Origin of the sequence: Telluria antibiotica, assembly GCF_011682055.1 — a bacterium.
Classification (GTDB): Bacteria; Pseudomonadota; Gammaproteobacteria; order Burkholderiales; family Burkholderiaceae_D; genus Telluria; species Telluria antibiotica.
This window is the reverse complement of record NZ_JAAQOM010000002.1, coordinates 406,823-425,199: the sequence shown is the minus strand read 5'-3', so window position 1 is coordinate 425,199 and position 18,377 is coordinate 406,823. Positions and strand designations below refer to the sequence as shown.

15 protein-coding genes and 1 pseudogene are annotated in these 18,377 nt (G+C 68.8%); 4 read left to right on the top strand and 12 right to left on the bottom strand.

What is annotated here, in order from left to right; translation table 11 throughout:
* Positions 1–150 precede the first annotated feature (150 nt).
* On the top strand, positions 151–822 hold the full coding sequence (locus tag HAV22_RS04760) for a Crp/Fnr family transcriptional regulator (RefSeq protein WP_371869537.1): 672 nt from the start codon (positions 151–153) through the stop codon (positions 820–822).
* Here HAV22_RS04760 and HAV22_RS04755 read toward each other — a convergent pair.
* From HAV22_RS04755 to HAV22_RS04715, 9 genes and pseudogenes are all read right to left on the bottom strand, one after another.
* The gene (locus HAV22_RS04755; RefSeq protein ID WP_166857012.1) at positions 810–1,991 is read right to left on the bottom strand and encodes an acetate/propionate family kinase; all 1,182 of its coding nucleotides are present in this window, start codon (positions 1,989–1,991) and stop codon (positions 810–812) included. The genes HAV22_RS04760 and HAV22_RS04755 overlap by 13 nt on opposite strands.
* Positions 1,988–3,394, bottom strand: a complete 1,407-nt coding sequence (locus tag HAV22_RS04750; protein ID WP_166857010.1) for a bifunctional enoyl-CoA hydratase/phosphate acetyltransferase — start codon at positions 3,392–3,394, stop codon at positions 1,988–1,990. Before HAV22_RS04750 ends, HAV22_RS04755 begins: the two co-directional genes overlap by 4 nt.
* A 3-nt stretch (positions 3,395–3,397) precedes the next feature.
* Positions 3,398–4,159, bottom strand: coding sequence for an enoyl-ACP reductase FabI (gene fabI, locus HAV22_RS04745; RefSeq protein WP_166857276.1), 762 nt, complete (start codon positions 4,157–4,159; stop codon positions 3,398–3,400).
* 42 nt (positions 4,160–4,201) lie between these two features.
* A complete protein-coding gene (locus HAV22_RS04740; RefSeq protein WP_371869536.1) occupies positions 4,202–6,007 on the bottom strand; it encodes a PHA/PHB synthase family protein in 1,806 nt (601 codons plus the stop codon).
* 98 nt (positions 6,008–6,105) lie between these two features.
* Positions 6,106–7,701: a L,D-transpeptidase family protein gene (locus HAV22_RS04735; protein ID WP_166857008.1), complete on the bottom strand. Its 1,596-nt coding sequence runs from the start codon at positions 7,699–7,701 to the stop codon at positions 6,106–6,108.
* A 9-nt stretch (positions 7,702–7,710) separates the two neighbouring features.
* Positions 7,711–8,244, bottom strand: coding sequence for a hypothetical protein (locus tag HAV22_RS04730; protein WP_166857006.1), 534 nt, complete (start codon positions 8,242–8,244; stop codon positions 7,711–7,713).
* Positions 8,245–8,347: 103 nt separating this feature from the next.
* The gene (locus HAV22_RS04725) at positions 8,348–8,569 is read right to left on the bottom strand and encodes a DUF2249 domain-containing protein (protein ID WP_166857004.1); all 222 of its coding nucleotides are present in this window, start codon (positions 8,567–8,569) and stop codon (positions 8,348–8,350) included.
* A gap of 79 nt (positions 8,570–8,648) precedes the next feature.
* Positions 8,649–8,843: pseudogene (locus HAV22_RS31480) on the bottom strand (Rrf2 family transcriptional regulator); the annotation flags it as partial.
* 58 nt (positions 8,844–8,901) lie between these two features.
* On the bottom strand, positions 8,902–11,205 hold the full coding sequence (locus HAV22_RS04715) for a nitric-oxide reductase large subunit (RefSeq protein WP_166857002.1): 2,304 nt from the start codon (positions 11,203–11,205) through the stop codon (positions 8,902–8,904).
* A 242-nt stretch (positions 11,206–11,447) separates the two neighbouring features.
* Here HAV22_RS04715 and HAV22_RS04710 point away from each other — a divergent pair, with 242 nt between their 5' ends.
* Positions 11,448–12,635 carry an NnrS family protein gene (locus tag HAV22_RS04710; RefSeq protein WP_166857000.1) on the top strand — a complete coding sequence of 396 codons (1,188 nt, stop codon included), beginning with the start codon at positions 11,448–11,450 and terminating at the stop codon, positions 12,633–12,635.
* A 17-nt stretch (positions 12,636–12,652) separates the two neighbouring features.
* Positions 12,653–14,038, top strand: a complete 1,386-nt coding sequence (gene hemN, locus HAV22_RS04705) for an oxygen-independent coproporphyrinogen III oxidase (protein ID WP_166856998.1) — start codon at positions 12,653–12,655, stop codon at positions 14,036–14,038.
* A gap of 49 nt (positions 14,039–14,087) precedes the next feature.
* Here the strand turns inward: hemN and HAV22_RS04700 are convergent, their stop codons facing one another.
* Positions 14,088–16,358: a beta propeller repeat protein gene (locus HAV22_RS04700; RefSeq protein WP_166856996.1), complete on the bottom strand. Its 2,271-nt coding sequence runs from the start codon at positions 16,356–16,358 to the stop codon at positions 14,088–14,090.
* 274 nt (positions 16,359–16,632) lie between these two features.
* Here HAV22_RS04700 and HAV22_RS04695 point away from each other — a divergent pair, with 274 nt between their 5' ends.
* Positions 16,633–17,637: a sulfate ABC transporter substrate-binding protein gene (locus HAV22_RS04695; RefSeq protein WP_166856994.1), complete on the top strand. Its 1,005-nt coding sequence runs from the start codon at positions 16,633–16,635 to the stop codon at positions 17,635–17,637.
* Positions 17,638–17,744: 107 nt separating this feature from the next.
* Here the strand turns inward: HAV22_RS04695 and HAV22_RS04690 are convergent, their stop codons facing one another.
* Positions 17,745–17,885, bottom strand: coding sequence for a lysozyme inhibitor LprI family protein (locus HAV22_RS04690; protein WP_166856992.1), 141 nt, complete (start codon positions 17,883–17,885; stop codon positions 17,745–17,747).
* Between the two features lie 15 nt (positions 17,886–17,900).
* Positions 17,901–18,374 carry an Lrp/AsnC family transcriptional regulator gene (locus HAV22_RS04685; RefSeq protein ID WP_166856990.1) on the bottom strand — a complete coding sequence of 158 codons (474 nt, stop codon included), beginning with the start codon at positions 18,372–18,374 and terminating at the stop codon, positions 17,901–17,903.
* Between the last annotated feature and the right edge of the window lie 3 nt (positions 18,375–18,377).

Here is an 18,377-nt window from a genome sequence, read left to right as displayed (position 1 = left end):
GACAATGGGGGATGTGCCGATTGTAGGCAAGGGATGCACGCGCGGCAGTCGGCACGACGGCGTACGCGGCCTAGTCATTCCGGCGTATCGCCTGCGCGGACGGCCCTTGCGACAATAAGGGTATTCCCCCATCCGCCACCGGAGCGCCCTGTGCCCGCCATCGACCCCTGCACCTTCCTGCGCCGCCTGCCGCTGTTTTCCGATCTCGGCGACGACGAATTGCGCGCCGTCGGCGCGGCCGCGGTGGAACGCCACGTGGAGCGCGGCCGTCACATCGTCCGGCGCGGCGACGCTTGCCTCGGCTTCCACACCATCCTGTACGGCCAGGTGAAGCTGGCGTTCGTATCGGCGCAGGGCCAGGAGAAAGTCATCGAGATCCTGGGGCCGGGAAAGACGTTCGGCGAGGCTGTCATGTTCATGGGAAAACCGTACTTCGTGACGGCGACGGCGCTGGAAGACTGCCTGCTGCTCCACGTCGGCAAGGATGCGATCCTCGCCGAACTGGAACGCAGTCCCGCTTTTGCCCGCCGCATGCTCGCGGGGATGAGCCGGCGCCTGCACGGCCTCGTGGCGGACGTGGAGTCGTACACCTTGCACACGGGTGGCCAGCGGGTCGTCGACTACCTGCTGAAGGATGCGCCCGTATCCGGCGCGACGGTGCGGCTGCCCGTCAGCAAGCGACTCGTCGCGTCGCGCCTGAACATCACGCCGGAATATTTTTCGCGCGTGCTGCATGATCTGGCCCGGCGCGAACTCGTGCGCGTGGCCGGGCGCGAGATCGAGATCGTCGACGCGGCCGCGCTGCGCGCCTACGAAGGATAGCGGTCGACGACGGCCAGCGTCTCGCGCGCGATCACGCATTCCTCGTCGGCCGGCAGCGCCCACACGGCGACGGTGCTGTCGGCCGTGTGCAGGCGCGGGCCGCCCGCCGCATTCTCGTCTGCGTCGATGCGCACGCCCAGCCACGCGGCCTGTGCGCAGACGCGCGCGCGGATCTCGGCCGCGTGTTCGCCGATCCCGCCCGTGAACACGAGCACGTCCAGCCCGCCGGCGGCAGCAGCCAGCGAACCCAGTTCGCGCGCGATGCGGTACACGAACACGTCGACGGCCTCGCGCGCGGACGACGCGTCGCTGGCCAGCAGCGCGCGCATGTCGCCGCTGATCCCCGAGAGGCCCAGCAGGCCGCTGTCGCGGTACAGCATGTGTTCCAGCGCGTCCGCATCCAGCTGCTTCGTGCGCAGCAGACGCAGCACGAGGCCGGGGTCGATGCTGCCGCAGCGCGTGGCCATCGGCAGGCCGTCGAGGGCGGAGAACCCCATCGACGTGGCGACGCTGCGGCCGTCGACCATCGCGCACATGCTTGCGCCGCTGCCCAGGTGGGCGACGACGACGCGCCCGCGGGCGCGCGGCTCCAGCGCGGGCAGCACGTCGGCGATGTGCCGGTACGACAGCCCGTGAAAGCCGTAGCGCAGCAAGCCTTCGTCGGCAAGGGCACGGGGCAGCGCATACAGCCGGGCGACGCGCGGATTGGCGAGGTGGAACGCCGTGTCGAAGCACGCGACTTGCGGCAGGTTCGGATGCAGGTGCGCCATCGCGGCGATCGCGTCCAGGTTGTGCGGCTGGTGCAGCGGCGCCAGCGGGGCCAGCGCCGTGAGTTCGTCCAGCAGCGCGGGCGTCACGAGCGCGGGGCCCGCGTGCGCGTTGCCACCGTGGACGACGCGGTGGCCGATCGCCGCCAGGCGCGCGGGCGCGAGGTGGCTCTCGATCCATTCGACGGCCGCGCCCAGCTGGACACCGTGGTCCGCGTGCGCGGGCAGCGCCGTGTCCTGGACCAGCGTGCCGTCCGGCGCCCACGCGCGCAGCCGCGGACTGGCGCCGCCGCAATCGATCTCGCCGCGGCCCGTCGCCACGAGGTCGGTGCCCCGGTCTTCGTAGACGGCGAACTTGATGCTGGACGAACCGGCATTGAAACAGGCGAAACCGCGGCTCATGGCGATCCGATCACGGCCGGCGCGCCGCTCTTGCGCACGAGGAGGGCCGCCAGCGCGCACGAGGCGAGGCGGGCCAGCGGGCCGTCGGCGCGGCTCGTGAGGATGATGGGCACGCGCGCGCCGAGCACGATGCCCGCGACCTGCGCTTCCGCGAGATATTCCAGCTGCTTCGCGAGCATATTGCCTGCTTCGAGGTCCGGCACGACGAGGATGTCGGCCTGCCCGGCGACGGGCGACGCGAAACCTTTCGTCTGCGCCGCTTCCGCCGACACGGCGAGGTCGAAGGCCATCGGTCCGTCGACGATGGCGCCCTCGATCTGGCCCCGCTCCGCCATCTTGCACAGCGCGGCCGCTTCGATCGTGGACGCGATCTTCGGGGACACGGTTTCGAGCGCGGACAGGATCGCGACGCGCGGCGCCGCCAGCCCGAGCGCATGCGCGAGGTCGACCGCGTTCTGCACGATGTCGCGCTTGTCCTCGAGCGTCGGGTACACGTTGATTGCGGCGTCCGTGATGAACAAGGGACGTGGATACGTGGGCACGTCCATCGCGAACACGTGGCTGATGCGGCGGCCCGTGCGCAGGCCCGTGTCCTGCGCGACGACGGCGTGCATCAATTCGTCCGTGTGCAGCGCGCCTTTCATGATGGCGCGCACGCCGCCCGTGCGCGCCAGCGCCACCGCGGCGTCGGCCGCCGCGTGGCTGTGTTCCGTCGGCACGATGCGGTACGGGGTCAGGTCGATGTTCGCCTGCGCGGCGGCTTGCCGGATCTTCGCTTCCGGCCCGACGAGCACGGGCTCGATCAGGCCTTCCCGTGCCGCTTCGACGGCGCCCAGCAGCGACACCGTGTCGACCGGATGCACGACGGCCGTGCGCACGCGCGGGGCGTCCGTCGCGGCCTGCAGCAGCGCGCGGTAGCGGCCACCCTTTTCGCGCAGGCGCACCCCGGGCAGCGCGACGCGGGGCCGCGCGACCTTTTCGGCGGGAGCGATGACGTCCGCCGTGCCAGTCGCGACCTGTTGGCCGTCCTGGTTCGTCACCGTGCAGTCGAGCGTGACGCGGTGCATTTCCGGGTCGAGCCGGGCGACCGTCAAGGTGACGGTGACGGTGTCGCCCAGGCCCACCGGCTTCAGGAAGCGAAGCGACTGGCCGAGGTAGATCGTGCCGGGGCCGGGCAGCTGGGTGCCGAGCACCGTGGAGATCAGCGCGCCGCTCCACATGCCGTGCGCGATCACCTTGTGGAACATGTCGCTGCGCGCGTATTCGTCGTCCAGATGGGCCGGGTTCACGTCACCGGACATGACGGCGAACAGCTCGATGTCGACGCGCGTGAGCGTGCGCGCGAGGCTGGCGCTGTCGCCGACCTTGAGTTCGTCGAACGTGCGGTTTGCTATCGTATCCATCGGTCAGCCCATCACGTGGTAGCCGGCGTCGACGAATTCGACGTTGCCCGTCACGAGTCGCGCGCCATCGCTGACGAGGAAGGCTGCCACGCTGCCCACGTCGTCGATACGGGCCAGCATGTGTTCCGGCGCACGCGACCACGCGTCGCCCAGCAGATCGTCGAAGTGGGCGAGGCCGGACGCGGCGCGCGTGGCCAGCGGCCCCGGCGACACGGCGTTCACGCGGATGCGGCGGCTGCCCAGTTCCGCCGCCAGCACGCGCACGGACGCTTCCAGCGCGGCCTTCACGGGGCCCATCAGGTTGTAGTGCGGGACGACCTTCTCGGCGCCGTAGAACGTGAACGTCAGCAGGCAGCCGCCGTGCGGCATCAAGGGCTCGGCGAGCTTCGCGCAGCGGATGAACGAGTGGCACGACACGTCCATCGCGAGGCCGAAACCGGCCGCGGAGCAGTCGGTGACGCGGCCGTGCAGGTCGTTCTTCGGCGCGTACGCGATCGCGTGAAGGACGAAGTCGATGCCGCCCCACGTCCTGCCCACCGTGTCGAACACGGCCTCGAGCTGGCCCGGCTCCCGCACGTCGCACGGCAGGACGAGCGCGCAGCGCAGCGCTTCCGCGAGCGGGCGCACATGAGGTTCGGCGTCGGCGTCCAGGTAGGTGACGGCCAGTTCGGCGCCGCAGGCGGCCATGACGCGCGCGCAACCGTAGGCGATGCTCCGTTCATTGGCGACGCCGAGGATGAGACCGCGCTTGCCGCGCAGGTCGATGAGTGCGTTCTGCATGAGAATCTCCGGTGAATGCAATGCGGATCAGCGTTCCAGCACGTAGCGGCCGGGCGCCGCGTCCAGCGGTGCGTAACCTTGGCCCGGTGCGCCGAGCGATGGCGGCGCCGTGCGGCCGCTGCTTGCGACGGCGAGCCAGTCGGCCCACGCTTGCCACCACGATCCGTCGCATGCCGGTGTCGCGGCGACCCAGTCGTCCGGCGCCAGGTAGGGGTCGCCGTTGGTGCGGCGCGCGATGCGGAAGCGGCGGCCGCGGTGGCCCGGTTCGCTGACGATGCCCGCGTTGTGGCCGCCGCTCGTCAGGACGAACGTGACGTCGGCACCGGCGACGAGGTTGATCTTGTAGACGGACTTCCACGGCGCCACGTGGTCCGCCTCGGTGGCCACGACGAACATCGGGACGCGGATGTCCGCCAGCACGACGGGGCGGTCGTCGACGCGGTAGCGGCCTTCGAACAGGTCGTTCTTCAGGAACAGCCGGCGCAGGTATTCGCTGTGCATCCGGTACGGCATTCGGGTCGCGTCCGCGTTCCACGCCATCAGGTCGGTCAACGGCTGGCGCTGGCCGAGCAGGTAGTCGTTGACGATGCGCGACCATACGAGGTCGTTGGAGCGCAGCAGCTGGAACGCGCCCGCCATCTGGCGCGTCTGCAGGTAGCCCTGGTGCCACATGATGTCTTCCAGGTAGTCCAGTTCACTGTCGTCGATGAACAGCGACAGTTCGCCCGCTTCCGTGAAGTCCGTCTGCGCGGCGAGGAGCGTCAGCGAGCGGAGTCGCTCGTCGCGCCGGCGCGCGAGGTAGGCGGCCGCGATCGCGAGCAGGGTCCCGCCCAGGCAGTAGCCCGCGGCATGGATCCGCTGGTCGGGCACGATGGCACCTAAGGCGTCCAGCGCCGCCAGCACGCCCAGGCGCAGGTAGTCGTCCATGCCGAGGTCGCGGTCGTCCTCGCCGGGGTTGTGCCACGAGATCATGAAGACGGTGTGGCCCCGGCCGACGAGGTGGTTCACGAGCGAGTTCTGCGGCGACAGGTCGAGGATGTAGTACTTCATGATCCACGCGGGCACGATCAGCACGGGCTCCGCGTGCACGTCCGGCGTCGCGGGCGCGTACTGGATCAGTTCCATCAGCCGGTTGCGCAGCACGACGCGGCCCGGCGTGACGGCGACCTGGCGCCCGGGAATGAAATTATCGGCGCCGGCCGGCGGGCGCTCCGTCAGCATGCGCCACCCGTCGTCCGCGAGGTGGGCCGCACCGCGTACGAAGTTCATGCCGCCCTGTTCGACGGTGGCTTGCAGCACGTCCGGGTTCGTCGCGACGAAGTTCACGGGCGAGACCACGTCCAGCAACTGGCGCGCGACGAACGACACGACCTGTTCGTGGTGCGGCGAGACGCCGCCGATGCCGGTCGTCACGTTGTGCCACCACTGCTGGTTCAGCAGGAAGCCCTGGTGGATGACGTTGAACGGCCAGCGCTGCCACGCGTCACCGCTGAAGCGTCGGTCCTGCGGCAGCGGCGCGATGCACGGCTGCGTGTCGCCGCCGGCTGCGCGCGCCGCGTACTCGCCGAAGCGTCCGGCCTTGCGCAGCGCTTTTTCGCTGAGCCTGGCCCATTTGCCGGGCGACTGCGCGAGGTGCAGCGTCCAGTCGGTCCACGCGAGCGCCAGCGCGGCGGGCGAGATGCCGTACGTCATGCGCCCGAGCGCCGCATGCAGCATGCGGTCGGTCACGGTCGGTGGTTCGATGTCGGGGCAGGTTGGAGGGCACGGCGCGGCGGGCACGGGGGGCCGGCCGGCGGCGAGGGTGTCGGTGAGATTCTGCTTGAGCTTGTCCATATGCCTACCTTACCGGCTCGGCCGATGCAAGATCGTTGATGTAAGTCAAAATCCTCGAATATGGCATGGACAAGCATGCGGCCGCCGCGGGCCGCTTGTCAATCGGCGCGCAACGCCTGAGTCAGCTGTTCGTCGAGTCCGTAGATGTCTTCGGCGAACAGGGCGCGCCCTTCGCGATCCGTGAGCGCCGTCGCGTAGAACAGCACGACGGGCACCGGCTCGCGCAGCGGCACGACGAGCGTGCGACCCGGCCGCATGGCGGCGGCGATGGCGTCGGCGTCCCAGCGGGCGGGGTCGGCCAGCACGAATTGCGCCAGCGCGGCAGGGTGTTCGACGCGGATGCAGCCGTGGCTCAGGTCGCGCCGCGACCGGCCGAACAACTGTTGTGCCGATGTCGAGTGCAGGTAGATGTTCATCGGGTTCGGCATCGAAAACTTGACGGCGCCGAGCGCATTAAGCGCCCCCGGCCGTTGCCGCACGCGCGCCGTGCCCGCGCGCAAGGCCGCGAGCGCGGCGCCGGGCGCATCGGCCATCGCTTGTCCGGACGGCCCCACGAGTTCCATGTCGTTCTTTGCCAGGTAGCCGGGATCGCGCGCCAGCTTCGGGATGATCTCGCCCCGCTCGATGCTGCGCGGGACGTTCCAGAAGGGGTTGAACTCGACGCGGCGCATCTGGCCGATGAACAGCGGCGTCGGCGTGCGCGCGGCCGCGCCGACGATGACGCGCATCTCGAGCAGCGGCCCGCCCGCCTCGTCCACGTCGAACGCCCACAGCCGGTACGCGGGCACGTCCACGACGACGACGCGGCCGCGCGGCGGCCGTGGCAGCCAGCGCAGGCGTTCCAAGGTCAGCTCCAGCTGCGTCACGCGGTGCGCCGGGGGCACGGCGAGGGCTGCCAGCGTCGCGGCGCCCGGCACGCCGTCTTCCTCGAGCCCATGGCGTGCCTGGAAGCGCCGTACAGCCGCCGCGAGTTCGGGCGTGTAGACGTCGCCGGCACCGGCGGGCGCGGCGGCATCGAGGTCGCCCAACAGCCGCAGGCGTTCGCGCAGCAGCGCCGCGCCCGCATAGCGCGCGCCTGCGCTCGTGCGCGGCGCCGGCGGCGGCAGCGGCTGCCACGTGGGATATGCGTCCGCGAGTGCGCGATACCGCGCCAGCGTGGCTTCGACACGTTTGACCATCGCGATCGGCGGCGCCGCCGCGTCGACGGCTTGCGCGAGGCGCCCGCTTACGAGCGCCGCGCGCAACTGTTCCACGGGATCGAATTCTGCGACGTCGGCCGTCGGCCGGTAGCCGGACGCCACACGGCCGAAGCGCAGGTCGGACAGATATTGCAGCATGGCCGTGCTGAGGTCGCGTTCGAGCGCCAGCGCGTCGACGGCATCCGTGACATCGTCGAGCCGGCGCGCGAGGCCTTCCGTGTCGTAGCGGGCCGGGTCGAGGCCGTGCAGCGGCGCGTCGCGCAGCAGGCGCACGGCCGTGCGCGCCCGTGCGGCGCCATCGTCCAGCCAGGCCGGCGGTGGCGCGCCGGCGTACAGCCGCGGCGTCAGCAGGCGCGCGTCGAGGCTGCTGCGCGGTACGGTCTGGCCGACCGCGACAGCGTGGAGGAAGGCGAGCAGGACGCAGCAGATCCAGCGGGACGGCGAGGCGAGGATGTTCATGAACGCAAGATAGGCGGCCGGTCCCCGTGGCGTCATTGATGCAAGTCAAATCCTCAATGCATGGGGGTGGCGCAGCACGGGCAGCGCCACCCAGTCGGCGAATCCGAGCGCCGCATGGCTGTCGACGCGCGGCGCAACGGGAACGGCCGGGCCGCCGGCGAGCCAGCCCGCCAGCGCGAGCCCGGCCGCGATGCCGACCGCCAGCACGGCGACGGCGCCCCGCATGCCCCCGACGATGTGCGCGACGGCGGGGATGGCCGCCGCGCGCCGGCCCAGTGTGGGGATGAGGCAGGCGAGCAGCAGCGCGAACGAGCCCGTGAGCACGACCCAAGCGAGTGCGAAGAGCAGCGGCCGGCCGGACAGGAAGCCCACGGCCAGCAGCGCGCCGCCGGCGCCCAGCAGCGGACAGGTCCAAACGGCCTGGCGCGGCGGGCAGCGCAGCGGCAGGCCCGCGACGGCGGGCAGGATCTGCAGCAGCGACCCGCCATCGTCATCGTGAGAAAGCCGATCGTGACGAGGTGGACGACGGCCAGCGTGGCCGGGTTCCAGCGCGAACCGAAAACGGCGCCGCCGTGCCACGCGGCCAGCAGGCCGGCCGCGACGCCGAACCACGGCGCGACGACGAGGAAGCCCAGCGGCAGGCGGGGCGGGGGCATGTGCGCGTAGTCGAGCGCGCGCCGCATCAGGTGTCCCGTGCGATGGCGACGAGGCAGCCGTCGTCCTGCCACGCCGAGCGCCAGCGATAGCCCATGCGTGCCAGGATGCCGTACAGCGGATGCGGTTCGCGCGCCAGCAGTACCGACAGTTCGGCGCCGTCGGGCAGGTGGTCGAGCGCCTCCAGCACGCGTTCCATCGGTTCCGGTGCGGGGAGTGCGCGCACGTCGAGCAGGGGAGGGTCGTTCATGATGGTGTGATGAGTGACGACAGCGCGATGCCGTCGAGCGATTCGAGGAAGCAGGCGATGGCGCGGCACAGCGCGCCAGGCGGATGCCGCCGCTGCGGCCCCGCACGGTCTCGACGAAGCCGGCATGTCCCAGCTCGTTGACGACCTTCGTCAGGTGGTGGTGCGACATGCCGTGCACGGAGGCGACTTCGCCCGTCGTGGCGAGGCGCCCGCCGTTACTCCCCAGGTACATGAGGAGGCGCAGCGCGTAATCGGTGTGTTCGGTGAGACGCATGATCGCTCCGATCCAAATGCGTCGGGCGCCGCGCCGTGTGGCGGCGGCGCCCGCGGGTTCAGGCCTTCGTGGTGGGACGGGCGGCCTTGGCGGCGAGGCGGCCGCCGATCTCGATCGGCACCTCGACGGGACGGGCTGGCCGGCGCAGCACGCGCAGCACGAACAGGGCGAGGCACAGGGTGCCCAGCGCGAACACGATGTCGCCCGGCACGCGCAGCCACACCATGTTCTCCATGAACGCGGAGTGGATCACTTCCGGCGAGCGGGCGAACCACATGCCGCGCGAGACACTGGCCCAGGCCTGGTAGATGCCGGCCGGGACGAGGGCCATGAACACCATCATCGCGAGGCCGATGTTCAGCAGCCAGAACATCGGCTTCAGCAGGGCGTCGGACCAGGCGAGGCAGTCCGTCAGGCCGCGCAGGCAGAACAGCATCAGGCCGATGCCCAGCATGCCGTACACGCCGAACAGGGCGGCGTGGCCGTGGGCCGCCGTCATGTTCAGGCCCTGCATGTAATACAGCGCGATCGGGGTGTTGATCGAGAAGCCCAGCAGGCCGGCGCCCACCGTGTTCCAGAAGCCGACGGCGATGAAGCACAGGATCGCCCAGCGGTAGCTCGCGACCCACGGCGCGGCCTTCGTGCGCCGGTAGTTGCGGTAGGCCTCGATGCCGATCATCGACAGCGGCACGACTTCCAATGCGGAGAACATGGCGCCGATCGCGATCACGGCCGTCGGGGTGCCCGTGAAGTACAGGTGGTGCAAGGTGCCCAGGATGCCGCCGAACAGGAACACGATGGTCTCGAGGACGATGGCCGTGTTGGCGGTGGCGGCGCGGATCAGGCCCAGGCGGGTGAACAGCAGCGCGATGACGGCGGTGGCGAACACTTCGAAGAAGCCTTCGACCCACAGGTGCACGAGCCACCATCTCCAGTACTCGACCATCGAGTAGTGCGTGTGCTGGCCCCAGGTCAGCGACGTGGCGTAGAACCCGCCGATGCAGACGGCAGCCAGGAACACCATCGCGACCAGGCCACGGCTTTCCGACGGCTTCCTCAAGGCGGGCCACAGGCCGCGGCCCAGCAGGAAGGCCCAGAACAGCAGGCCGACGAACAGCAGGTATTGCCAGATGCGGCCCATGCTCGTGAATTCGAGGCCCTGGTTGCCGAGCCAGAAGGCGAAGTCGACGCCGCGGTGCTGCAAGGTGCCGAGCCAGCCGCACACGGTAGAACCGGCGACGATGAACAGCAGCGCGTAGAACAGCACGTTCACACCGAGCGCCTGGAAGCGCGGCTCGTGGCCCGAGATGGCGGGGGCGATGTACAGGCCCGTGGCGAGCCACGCGGTGGCGATCCACAGCACGGCGAACTGCGTATGGATGGTGCGGCTGATCGTGAACGGCAGGATGTCACCGAGCGGGATGCCGAAGAAGCTGTGGCCTTCGACCGAGTAGTGCGCCGTGATGACGCCCATGCCCACTTGCGCGAGGATCAGCGCGACGACGACGGCGAAATACTTGCGCGTGGCCTTCATCGACGGCGTAGCCTTCAGCTTGAACAGCGGGTCGTCCTTCGGCGGCTGCGGGTCGCCTTCTTCGGGCTGGGCCGAGTGGAACAGCACCATGCCGGCGATGGCGCCGATCATGAGGATGATGCTGGCGATCGACCAGATGCCGGCGCCCGCGGTGGGCGTATTGCCGACCAGCGGCTCGTGCGGCCAGTTGCTCGTGTATGACAGGCCCGGTTCGCCCGGACGGTCGGTGGCGGCGGCCCAGGCGGACCAGAAGAAGAAGCCGGTCAGCGCGGCACGCTGGTCGGCGTCCGGCAGCGAGCCGTTCGCCATCGCGTATTGTTCGCGCAGCTTGTCCAGCTTCGGATCGTTGCCGAACAGGCCCGCGTAGTGTGCGGCGACGGCGCGGATCGCGGCGGCGCGGTCGCCCGACACGACGAGCGTATTGGTGGCGGCGTCATAGGTGTTGCGGCGCAGTTCTTCCTTGACGAGGGCGTCGATGCGGCCTCGCTGGCCGGCGTCGAGTTGCGCATACGGCTGGCCGTAGTCGCGCAGGGAAAACCGGTCCTGCAGGGCGAGCGCCTCGCGGTGCAGCCAGTCGGCCGACCAGTCCGGGGCGACGTAGCTGCCGTGGCCCCAGACGGTGCCCAGCTGCTGGCCGCCGGCGGACAGCCAGGCCTGCTGGCCGAGCGTGACCTGGTCTTTGGTATAGAGGACGGTGCCGCTCGTGTTCTTGACGGTGGGGATCGGCGGCGCCTTCAGGTAGATTTCCCGGCCCACGAACAAGAGCGTGGCAAAGGAGAGTACACAGATGATCGCCAGCCAGGTCCAGAGTCTGCGTGTCGCGTGCATGGCTTGTGTTCCTTCAGTGGTGGTTGAACGGTGACGCCGTGAAGCGCCTGGACCGCATTGTGGAGGCTTTCCGGTATTAGTTGCATATGGTATGCAGCTTAAATTCGAAAAGCCTGACCCAGTTTAGGAAAGCCCGCAGGTACGGTCGATCTGCCGCGTTGCCTAGTCACTTTGGCCGATTGTCGCGTGCGTGGGCGACGCCTAACATGCAACGGAGATACCACTTCATTCAAGGAGCCGGCATGGCCCTCATGACCATCGAAGAAGCCCGTCCGACCCCGGGCCCGGGCGGCGGCCGCGCCCTGTTCGCGCTCGGATTCCGGCCGTTCTACCTGCTGGCCGCCGCGTTCGCCGCGGTGTCCGTGCCCGCGTGGGTCGCCGCGCAGGCCGGGTGGCCGCTGCCCGCGCGCATCGACGTGTTCTGGCACATGCACGAGATGGTGTTCGGTTTCGCGCTGGCCGTCGTCGTCGGCTTCCTGTACACGGCCGGCTACAACTGGACGAAGCTGTGGACCCCGCGCGGCCGCGCGCTGGCCGCCATTGCCGCCGTCTGGGTCGCGGGCCGGATCGCGATGGTCGCGGCGCCGCCGGCCATCGGGGCGGCCGTCGACGTGGTCTTCCTGCCGATCGCCGCCTATCCGCTGTACCGCGTGTTCAAGCTGTCGGGCAACATGCGCAACATGTTCCTCGTGGGTCTGCTTGGTCTGCTGACGCTCGCGAACGTGTGCTACCACGCGGCCACGCTGCACTGGGCCTCGCTCGACCCGTTGACGCCCGTGCACGCGGCCATCATGTTGATCGTCGTGATCGAGATCGTCATCGGCGGCCGCGTGATCCCCATGTTCACCCGCAACGCGGTGCCGGGCGCGCAGCCCGTGCAGGATGCGCGCCGCGACAAGTGGGCGCTGATCCTGACCGTGCTCGCGGGCCTTGCCTGGACGGCCGGCCTGCCGGCGCCGCTCACCGCGAGCCTCGCGCTGTTCGCCGGCGTCGGCCAGGCCGCGCGCCTGATCGGCTGGCAGCCGTGGCGCACGTGGCGCAATCCGCTGCTGTGGATCCTGCACCTGTCGTATTGCTGGATCCCGCTCGGCTTCGTGCTGCTGGCGCTGGCGCAGTACGGCGTCGTCTCCGGCAGCGCGGCGCTGCACGTGCTGACCGTCGGCGCGCTGGCCGGCCTGATCATCGGCATGATCACCCGCACGGCGCTGGGCCACACGGGCCGTCCGCTGAAGGCCGGCCGCGGCGAGTGCCTGATGTTCGTGCTCGTGCAACTGGCCGTCGTGTTCCGTTTCGCGGCCGCCGTGCTGCCGTCGTGGCGCGCGGTGTCCCTCGTCCTCGCCACCACGTGCTGGAGCGCCGCCTTCCTGGCCTACCTCGCCGTGTACGTGCCTTATCTGTCTGCCGCCCGTCCGGACGGGCGCGAAGGCTGAACCGCAAAGAAACCACCATGCATCCCACCGTCGAATTCGATCCCGAACTGATCGCCCGCATGAGCCAGCGCGGGCCCCGCTACACGTCGTACCCGACGGCCGACCGCTTCACGCCAGCCTTCGGCGCCGCCGACCTCGCGGCGGCCGCGCGGCCGGGCAAGCCGCTGTCGCTGTACGTGCACATCCCGTTCTGCGGGTCGCTGTGCTACTACTGCGCCTGCAACAAGATCATCACGCACGACCGCGCGAAGGCCGTGAAATACCTCGGCTACCTGATGCGCGAGATCGACATGCAGGCCGGGCTGTTCGCGGACGACGCGCTCGTCGAGCAGCTGCACTTCGGCGGCGGCACGCCCACCTACCTCGACGATGCGCAGATGGGCGACCTGCTGGGCCATCTGCGCAGCCGCTTCGCATTCGCGCCCGAGGACACGGGCGAATTCTCCATCGAGATCGATCCGCGCACGGTCGATGGCCAGCGCATCCGCACCTTGCGGCGCCAGGGCTTCAACCGGCTGTCGCTCGGCGTGCAGGACTTCGACGAGGACGTGCAGCGCGCCGTCAACCGCATCCAGCCGGAAGCGCTGACGCGCGATGCGATCGCCGCCGCGCGCGACGCGGGCTTCCGCTCCATCAGCATCGACCTGATCTACGGCCTGCCGCTGCAGAACGTTCACACGATGTCGGCCACGCTCGACAAGGTGATCGCCGCGTCGCCGGACCGCATCTCCGTCTACAACTATGCGCACATGCCGCAGCTGTTCAAGTCGCAGAAGCTGATCCGCGACGAGGACCTGCCGGACGGCGCGACGAAGCTCGCCATGCTCGGCCTGTGCATCGAGCGCCTGTGCGCCGCGGGCTATGTGTACATCGGCATGGACCATTTCTCCAAGCCGGACGACGAACTCGCGCGCGCGCAGCGCGACGGCACGTTGCACCGCAATTTTCAGGGCTATTCGACGCATGCGGAAGTGGACATGGTTGCGTGCGGCGTCTCCGCGATCAGCGCCGTGAACGGCACTTACGCGCAGAACGAGAAGTCGCTCGAGCCGTACTATGCGCGCATCGACCGTGGCGAGCTGCCCGTCGCGCGCGGGCTCGTGCTGTCCGCCGACGACCTGCTGCGCCGCGACGTGATCCAGCGCCTGATGTGCGACTTTGCGCTCGACCTGCGCGCGCTGTCGGCACGCTGGCACGTGGACGCGGCAGCCGTTCTTGCGCCGGAGCTGGCGAAGCTGGCCGAAGTCGAACGGGACGGCCTGCTCGCGCTGACGCCCGAGCGCATCGAGGTCAGCCCGAAAGGGCGCCTCCTGATCCGCAATGTGTGCATGGTGTTCGACGATTACTTCGGCAAGCCGCCGGCCGTGCCGCTGCAGCGGATGCAGTACTCGCGCACGGTGTGAGGCGACGTGCCGCGCGGCGCTACCGGGCCCGCGCGGCACGTCGCCGGCATCATTCGGTCGACGTGCCGACCACCAGCCCGCGCGCGCCGATGTAGACCGTGCCGAAGACCTTCGGATCGCCCGTGATCACGGACGAGGCGCCGTACTGGTGCTGGGCGTCGTCGATGCGGACCCAGTTCGCGCCCATGTCGGTGGAGCGGAAGATGCCTTGCACGCCGCCGACGGTGCCGGACAGGTACATGGCCGGATACGTGGCGCCGGCCGCCGCCTTGCCGAAGCCCAGTCCTTTCGCTGCGCTCACGTTGGCAAGCTTGGTCCAGGCACCGCGGCCCCAGTCGCGGTTGTGGTACAGGCCTTGCCAGTTCACGAGCCACACGTCGCCCGCGACGCCGACGGGCGTGACCAGCTTGTCGGACCACGTCGGGATGCCGTTCGTGCTGGTGCTGGAGTTCGCGGCCCACCAGGTGGCACCCCGCGTGTTGCTGAGGTAGAGGATGCCCGGCTGGCGGTCGTACGCGTAGAACACCGTCGGGTCGGCGCCGTCGGCCGTGATCAGCGCGGATTTCGGGATCCCGATCTGCTGCCACGAGTTGCCCATGTCCGTCGAGCGCACCGTCGGCGCGTCCCATGTCGACCAGATGATCGAGGTCGTGGCGGGGTTCGTGCTCGTGTCCGTCGACATCGCGACATAGCCGCCACCCTGCGTGGACGGGCCGTTGCTGCCGAACGCGTTCCAGCTGTAGCCGCCGTTGGTCGACACGGCGCCGAGCGACGAGCTGCCGCCGTTGCCGACGCGGACCACGAGCCGCGAGTCCGTGCGCGCATAGTCGAGCGAGTCGGTGTCCTTGCAGGCCGGCCCCGTGAACGTGTTGGGCGGCGCCGTCTTGACGTCGTAATGCACGAAGCCGCAGATGTCGCCGGCGCCGCTCAGCACCGGGTAGGCGTTCCACACGTTGGGCACGGGCGATTTCAGGTCGAGGATGGCCGTTTCCTCGACGCCGTTCTCGCCATACGCCCAGGTGGTGCTGGCCGCCGTGAGGTTCTTCGTCTCCCAGATGCCGCCGCCGAAGCTGACGAAGGCGTGGTTGACGTCGTACGGATCGAGCAGCGAGCCGCCCCAGTTGCCGAAGTCGGTGACCGGGCCGTTCGTGGCGTTCCACGGCGCCGCGCTCGTGTCGAAGCTGGCGTGCGGCAGGATGTCGGTCCAGGTGGCGCCGCCGTCCGTCGACCGGTACATCGTCTCGATCTGTTGCCCGTTCCACGCGTACCAGTCGATGGTATTCACCGTCAGCCAGCCCGGACGCCACGGATCGACGGACAGGCCCGCGAAGCCGTACGGCTTGGGACTGGCCGCGCCGGGCGGCGTGACGTTGGTCCACTGGTCCTGGCCGCTCGTCACGTTGATCTTCCAGACCTCGCCGTCGACGAGGCCGCCGGGCCCGTAGTTATTGCCTTCCCACGTGGCCGCGCGCGAGAACGTCACGTAGAGGTAGCCGTCCGGGCCGATCTGGCCGCGCTGGGGGAATTGGCCGGCCCCCGCGGAGGTCCACAGCGGCGTCCACGAGTTGCCGCCGTCGCTGCTCTTGTAGATGATGTTGCGCGCATTCGCGGCCGTCTGCGTGTTCACGCCGGCGTACAGGATCGGCGTCGCGTTGCCGCTCGTGCCCGAGCCCTTGTGGAAGGCGATGAAGGCGACGCCGGCGCCCGTGCCGTCGCTCGTGAGGACGTTGAAATTGGGCAGGCGGTTCCAGTGCTGGCCGCCGTCCGTGCTTTTCCAGATGCCGTTGGTCGACGCATTCGCGGTCGAGTTGCCGGTGCCGTAGAACAGGATGTTGCCGTTGTTCGGATCGACCTGCAGGCGCTCGCCGACCTGGCGCCCGTATTCGTTGCCGCCCGTCGAAAATGGCAGCGCCAGCGTGGAGAACGTGCGGCCCTGGTTGCTCGAGGCCATGAAGATGCCCTTCTGGCTGCCGTCGCCGTACCCGCCGCCGCCGATCATGTAGAACTTGCTCGCGTCGTTCGGATCGATGGCGATCGTGTCCACGCCCATCGCGTAGCCGAGGGAAGGCGGCAGCCAGTCGTTCAAGGCGATCCACGTGCTCGTCGTGGCGTCGTAGCGGTAGGCGCCGCCGACGTCCGTCTTGGCGTAGAACAGGCCCTTCTGGCCGGGATGGGCGAGCATGCCGTCGACATAGCCCGAGCCGCCGATCTTCACGTTATTCCAGGTATAGCTCGGGGCGGCCGAAGCGGCGGGCACGTATGCCGTGCCGAACGCCGCCAGCAGGGCCATCGTCATGCCCGTGGATGCAAGCGGTTTCATATTGTTCTCGCTTTCGTCAGATGAGGGAGTGTCCCGGCGTCTCTGTGCCGGTAATGACTTCGGTTGCGAATCTATCGAAAAGTCACCGCGGACGATTGTGCGCCCGCCTCCTATCGCTCTTCCATCACGAAATCCATCAGGCGGGGCGGGAAATCCCGTGACGACGTCGTCGCGTCGATATGAAGAAACCGGATAAGCAAGACCGAAAGTATTCGTTCGCATTCCGCGCCGCCGTGCTTACGCTGTGGCTTCCGAACCCTGAAGAGAGAAACACATGCTGGTAAAAAAACTGATCCAGGCCGCCCTCGCCATCGCCCTCGTTGCCCCGACCGTGCATGCGGCCGACGTCACCCTGTTGAACGTGTCGTACGACCCCACGCGCGAGCTGTACCAGGACGTGGGCAAGGCGTTCGCGGCGAAGTGGAAGGCGCAGACGGGCGACAACGTCACGTTCAAGGCGTCGCACGGCGGCTCGGGCAAGCAGGCGCGCTCCGTGATCGACGGCCTGCAGGCCGACGTCGTGACCTTGGCCCTCGCGTGGGACATCGACGAGATCGCCGAGCGCGGCCTGATCGCCAAGGATTGGCAGAAGCGCCTGCAGCACAACAGCTCGCCGTACAACTCCACGATCGTGTTCCTCGTCCGCAAGGGCAACCCGAAAGGCATCCATGACTGGAACGACCTGATCAAGCCGGGCGTGCAAGTCATCACGCCGAACCCGAAGACGTCGGGCGGCGCGCGCTGGAACTATCTGGCCGCCTGGGGCAATGCGTTGAAACAGCCGGGTGGCAGCGAAGCGAAGGCGCGCGACTACGTGGCGAAGTTATTCAAGAACGTGCCCGTCCTCGATTCCGGCGCCCGCGGCGCAACGACGACCTTCGTCGAGCGCGGCATCGGCGACGTGCTGATCGCATGGGAAAACGAAGCGATCCTCGCCATCAAGGAACTGGGGCCTAATAAATTCGAGATCGTCGCGCCGAGGCAGAGCATCCTGGCCGAGCCGCCCGTGGCCATTGTCGACAAGGTGGTCGACAAGCGCGGCACGCGCAAGGTGGCGGAAGCCTACCTGCAGCTCCTGTACACGGACGAAGGCCAGGACATCATCGCCAAGAACTTCTACCGCCCGATCAATGCGCAGGTCGCACAAAAATACGCGGCGCAGTTCCCGAAAGTGAGCCTGTTCACGATCAACGACGTGTTCGGCGGCTGGACGAAGGCGCAGAAGACGCACTTCGCCGATGGCGGCACGTTCGACCAGCTGTACCAGCCGGGCAAATAAGCCGTCAGCGGGCGTGGCACGGAGGACAGGTCCCGCGCACGCTCGTGCGTAATGCTTCAACTCGCCGATGCGGTCCTCCGTCATCTCCTGCTTGCAGATCGATACCATCATCGGTGCATGCTGCCGCCCTCGACGTCGGACGCCGCGAAGTCGCAGTCGCGATCGCGAAAAGCGATCCAGGCTCGCTGCGCGGCGACGAGCTTGTCCAGGTCCCGTTCGATGAAATGGTATTCGGCACACCGGGTCATCGATCGCTGCGCGCCTTATGTCAGCGGCGTGTCGACCTTCTTCAGCGTGCGCAGCACGAAGCTGGATTTGCTGTGGCGGATGCCCGGGATCGTGTACAGCCGTTCCCTGAGCAGCCGCTCGTAGTCGCGCGTGTCCTTCACGGCGAGCCGCAGGAAGTAATCGTAGTCGCCCGAAATGAGGAGGGCTTCCAGCACTTCGGGGATGGATTCGAGCGCGCGGCCGAATTCGTACAACGTCTGCTCGCTGTGGCTGTCGAGCGTGACCTGGACGATCACCGTGTCGTTGTAGCCCAGCTGCGCGAGGTCGAGCTTCACGGTGTAGCTCTCCAGCACGCCGCAGTCGGTCATCCGCTTGATCCGGTTCCAGCACGACGTCGTCGACAGATTGATCGCGCGGCTGATGTCGTGCAGCGGCGTGCGCGAGTCCTTCAGCAGGATGGACAGGATGCGCAAATCGACTGCATCGAAAGATTTTCTTGATTCTTCCATCGT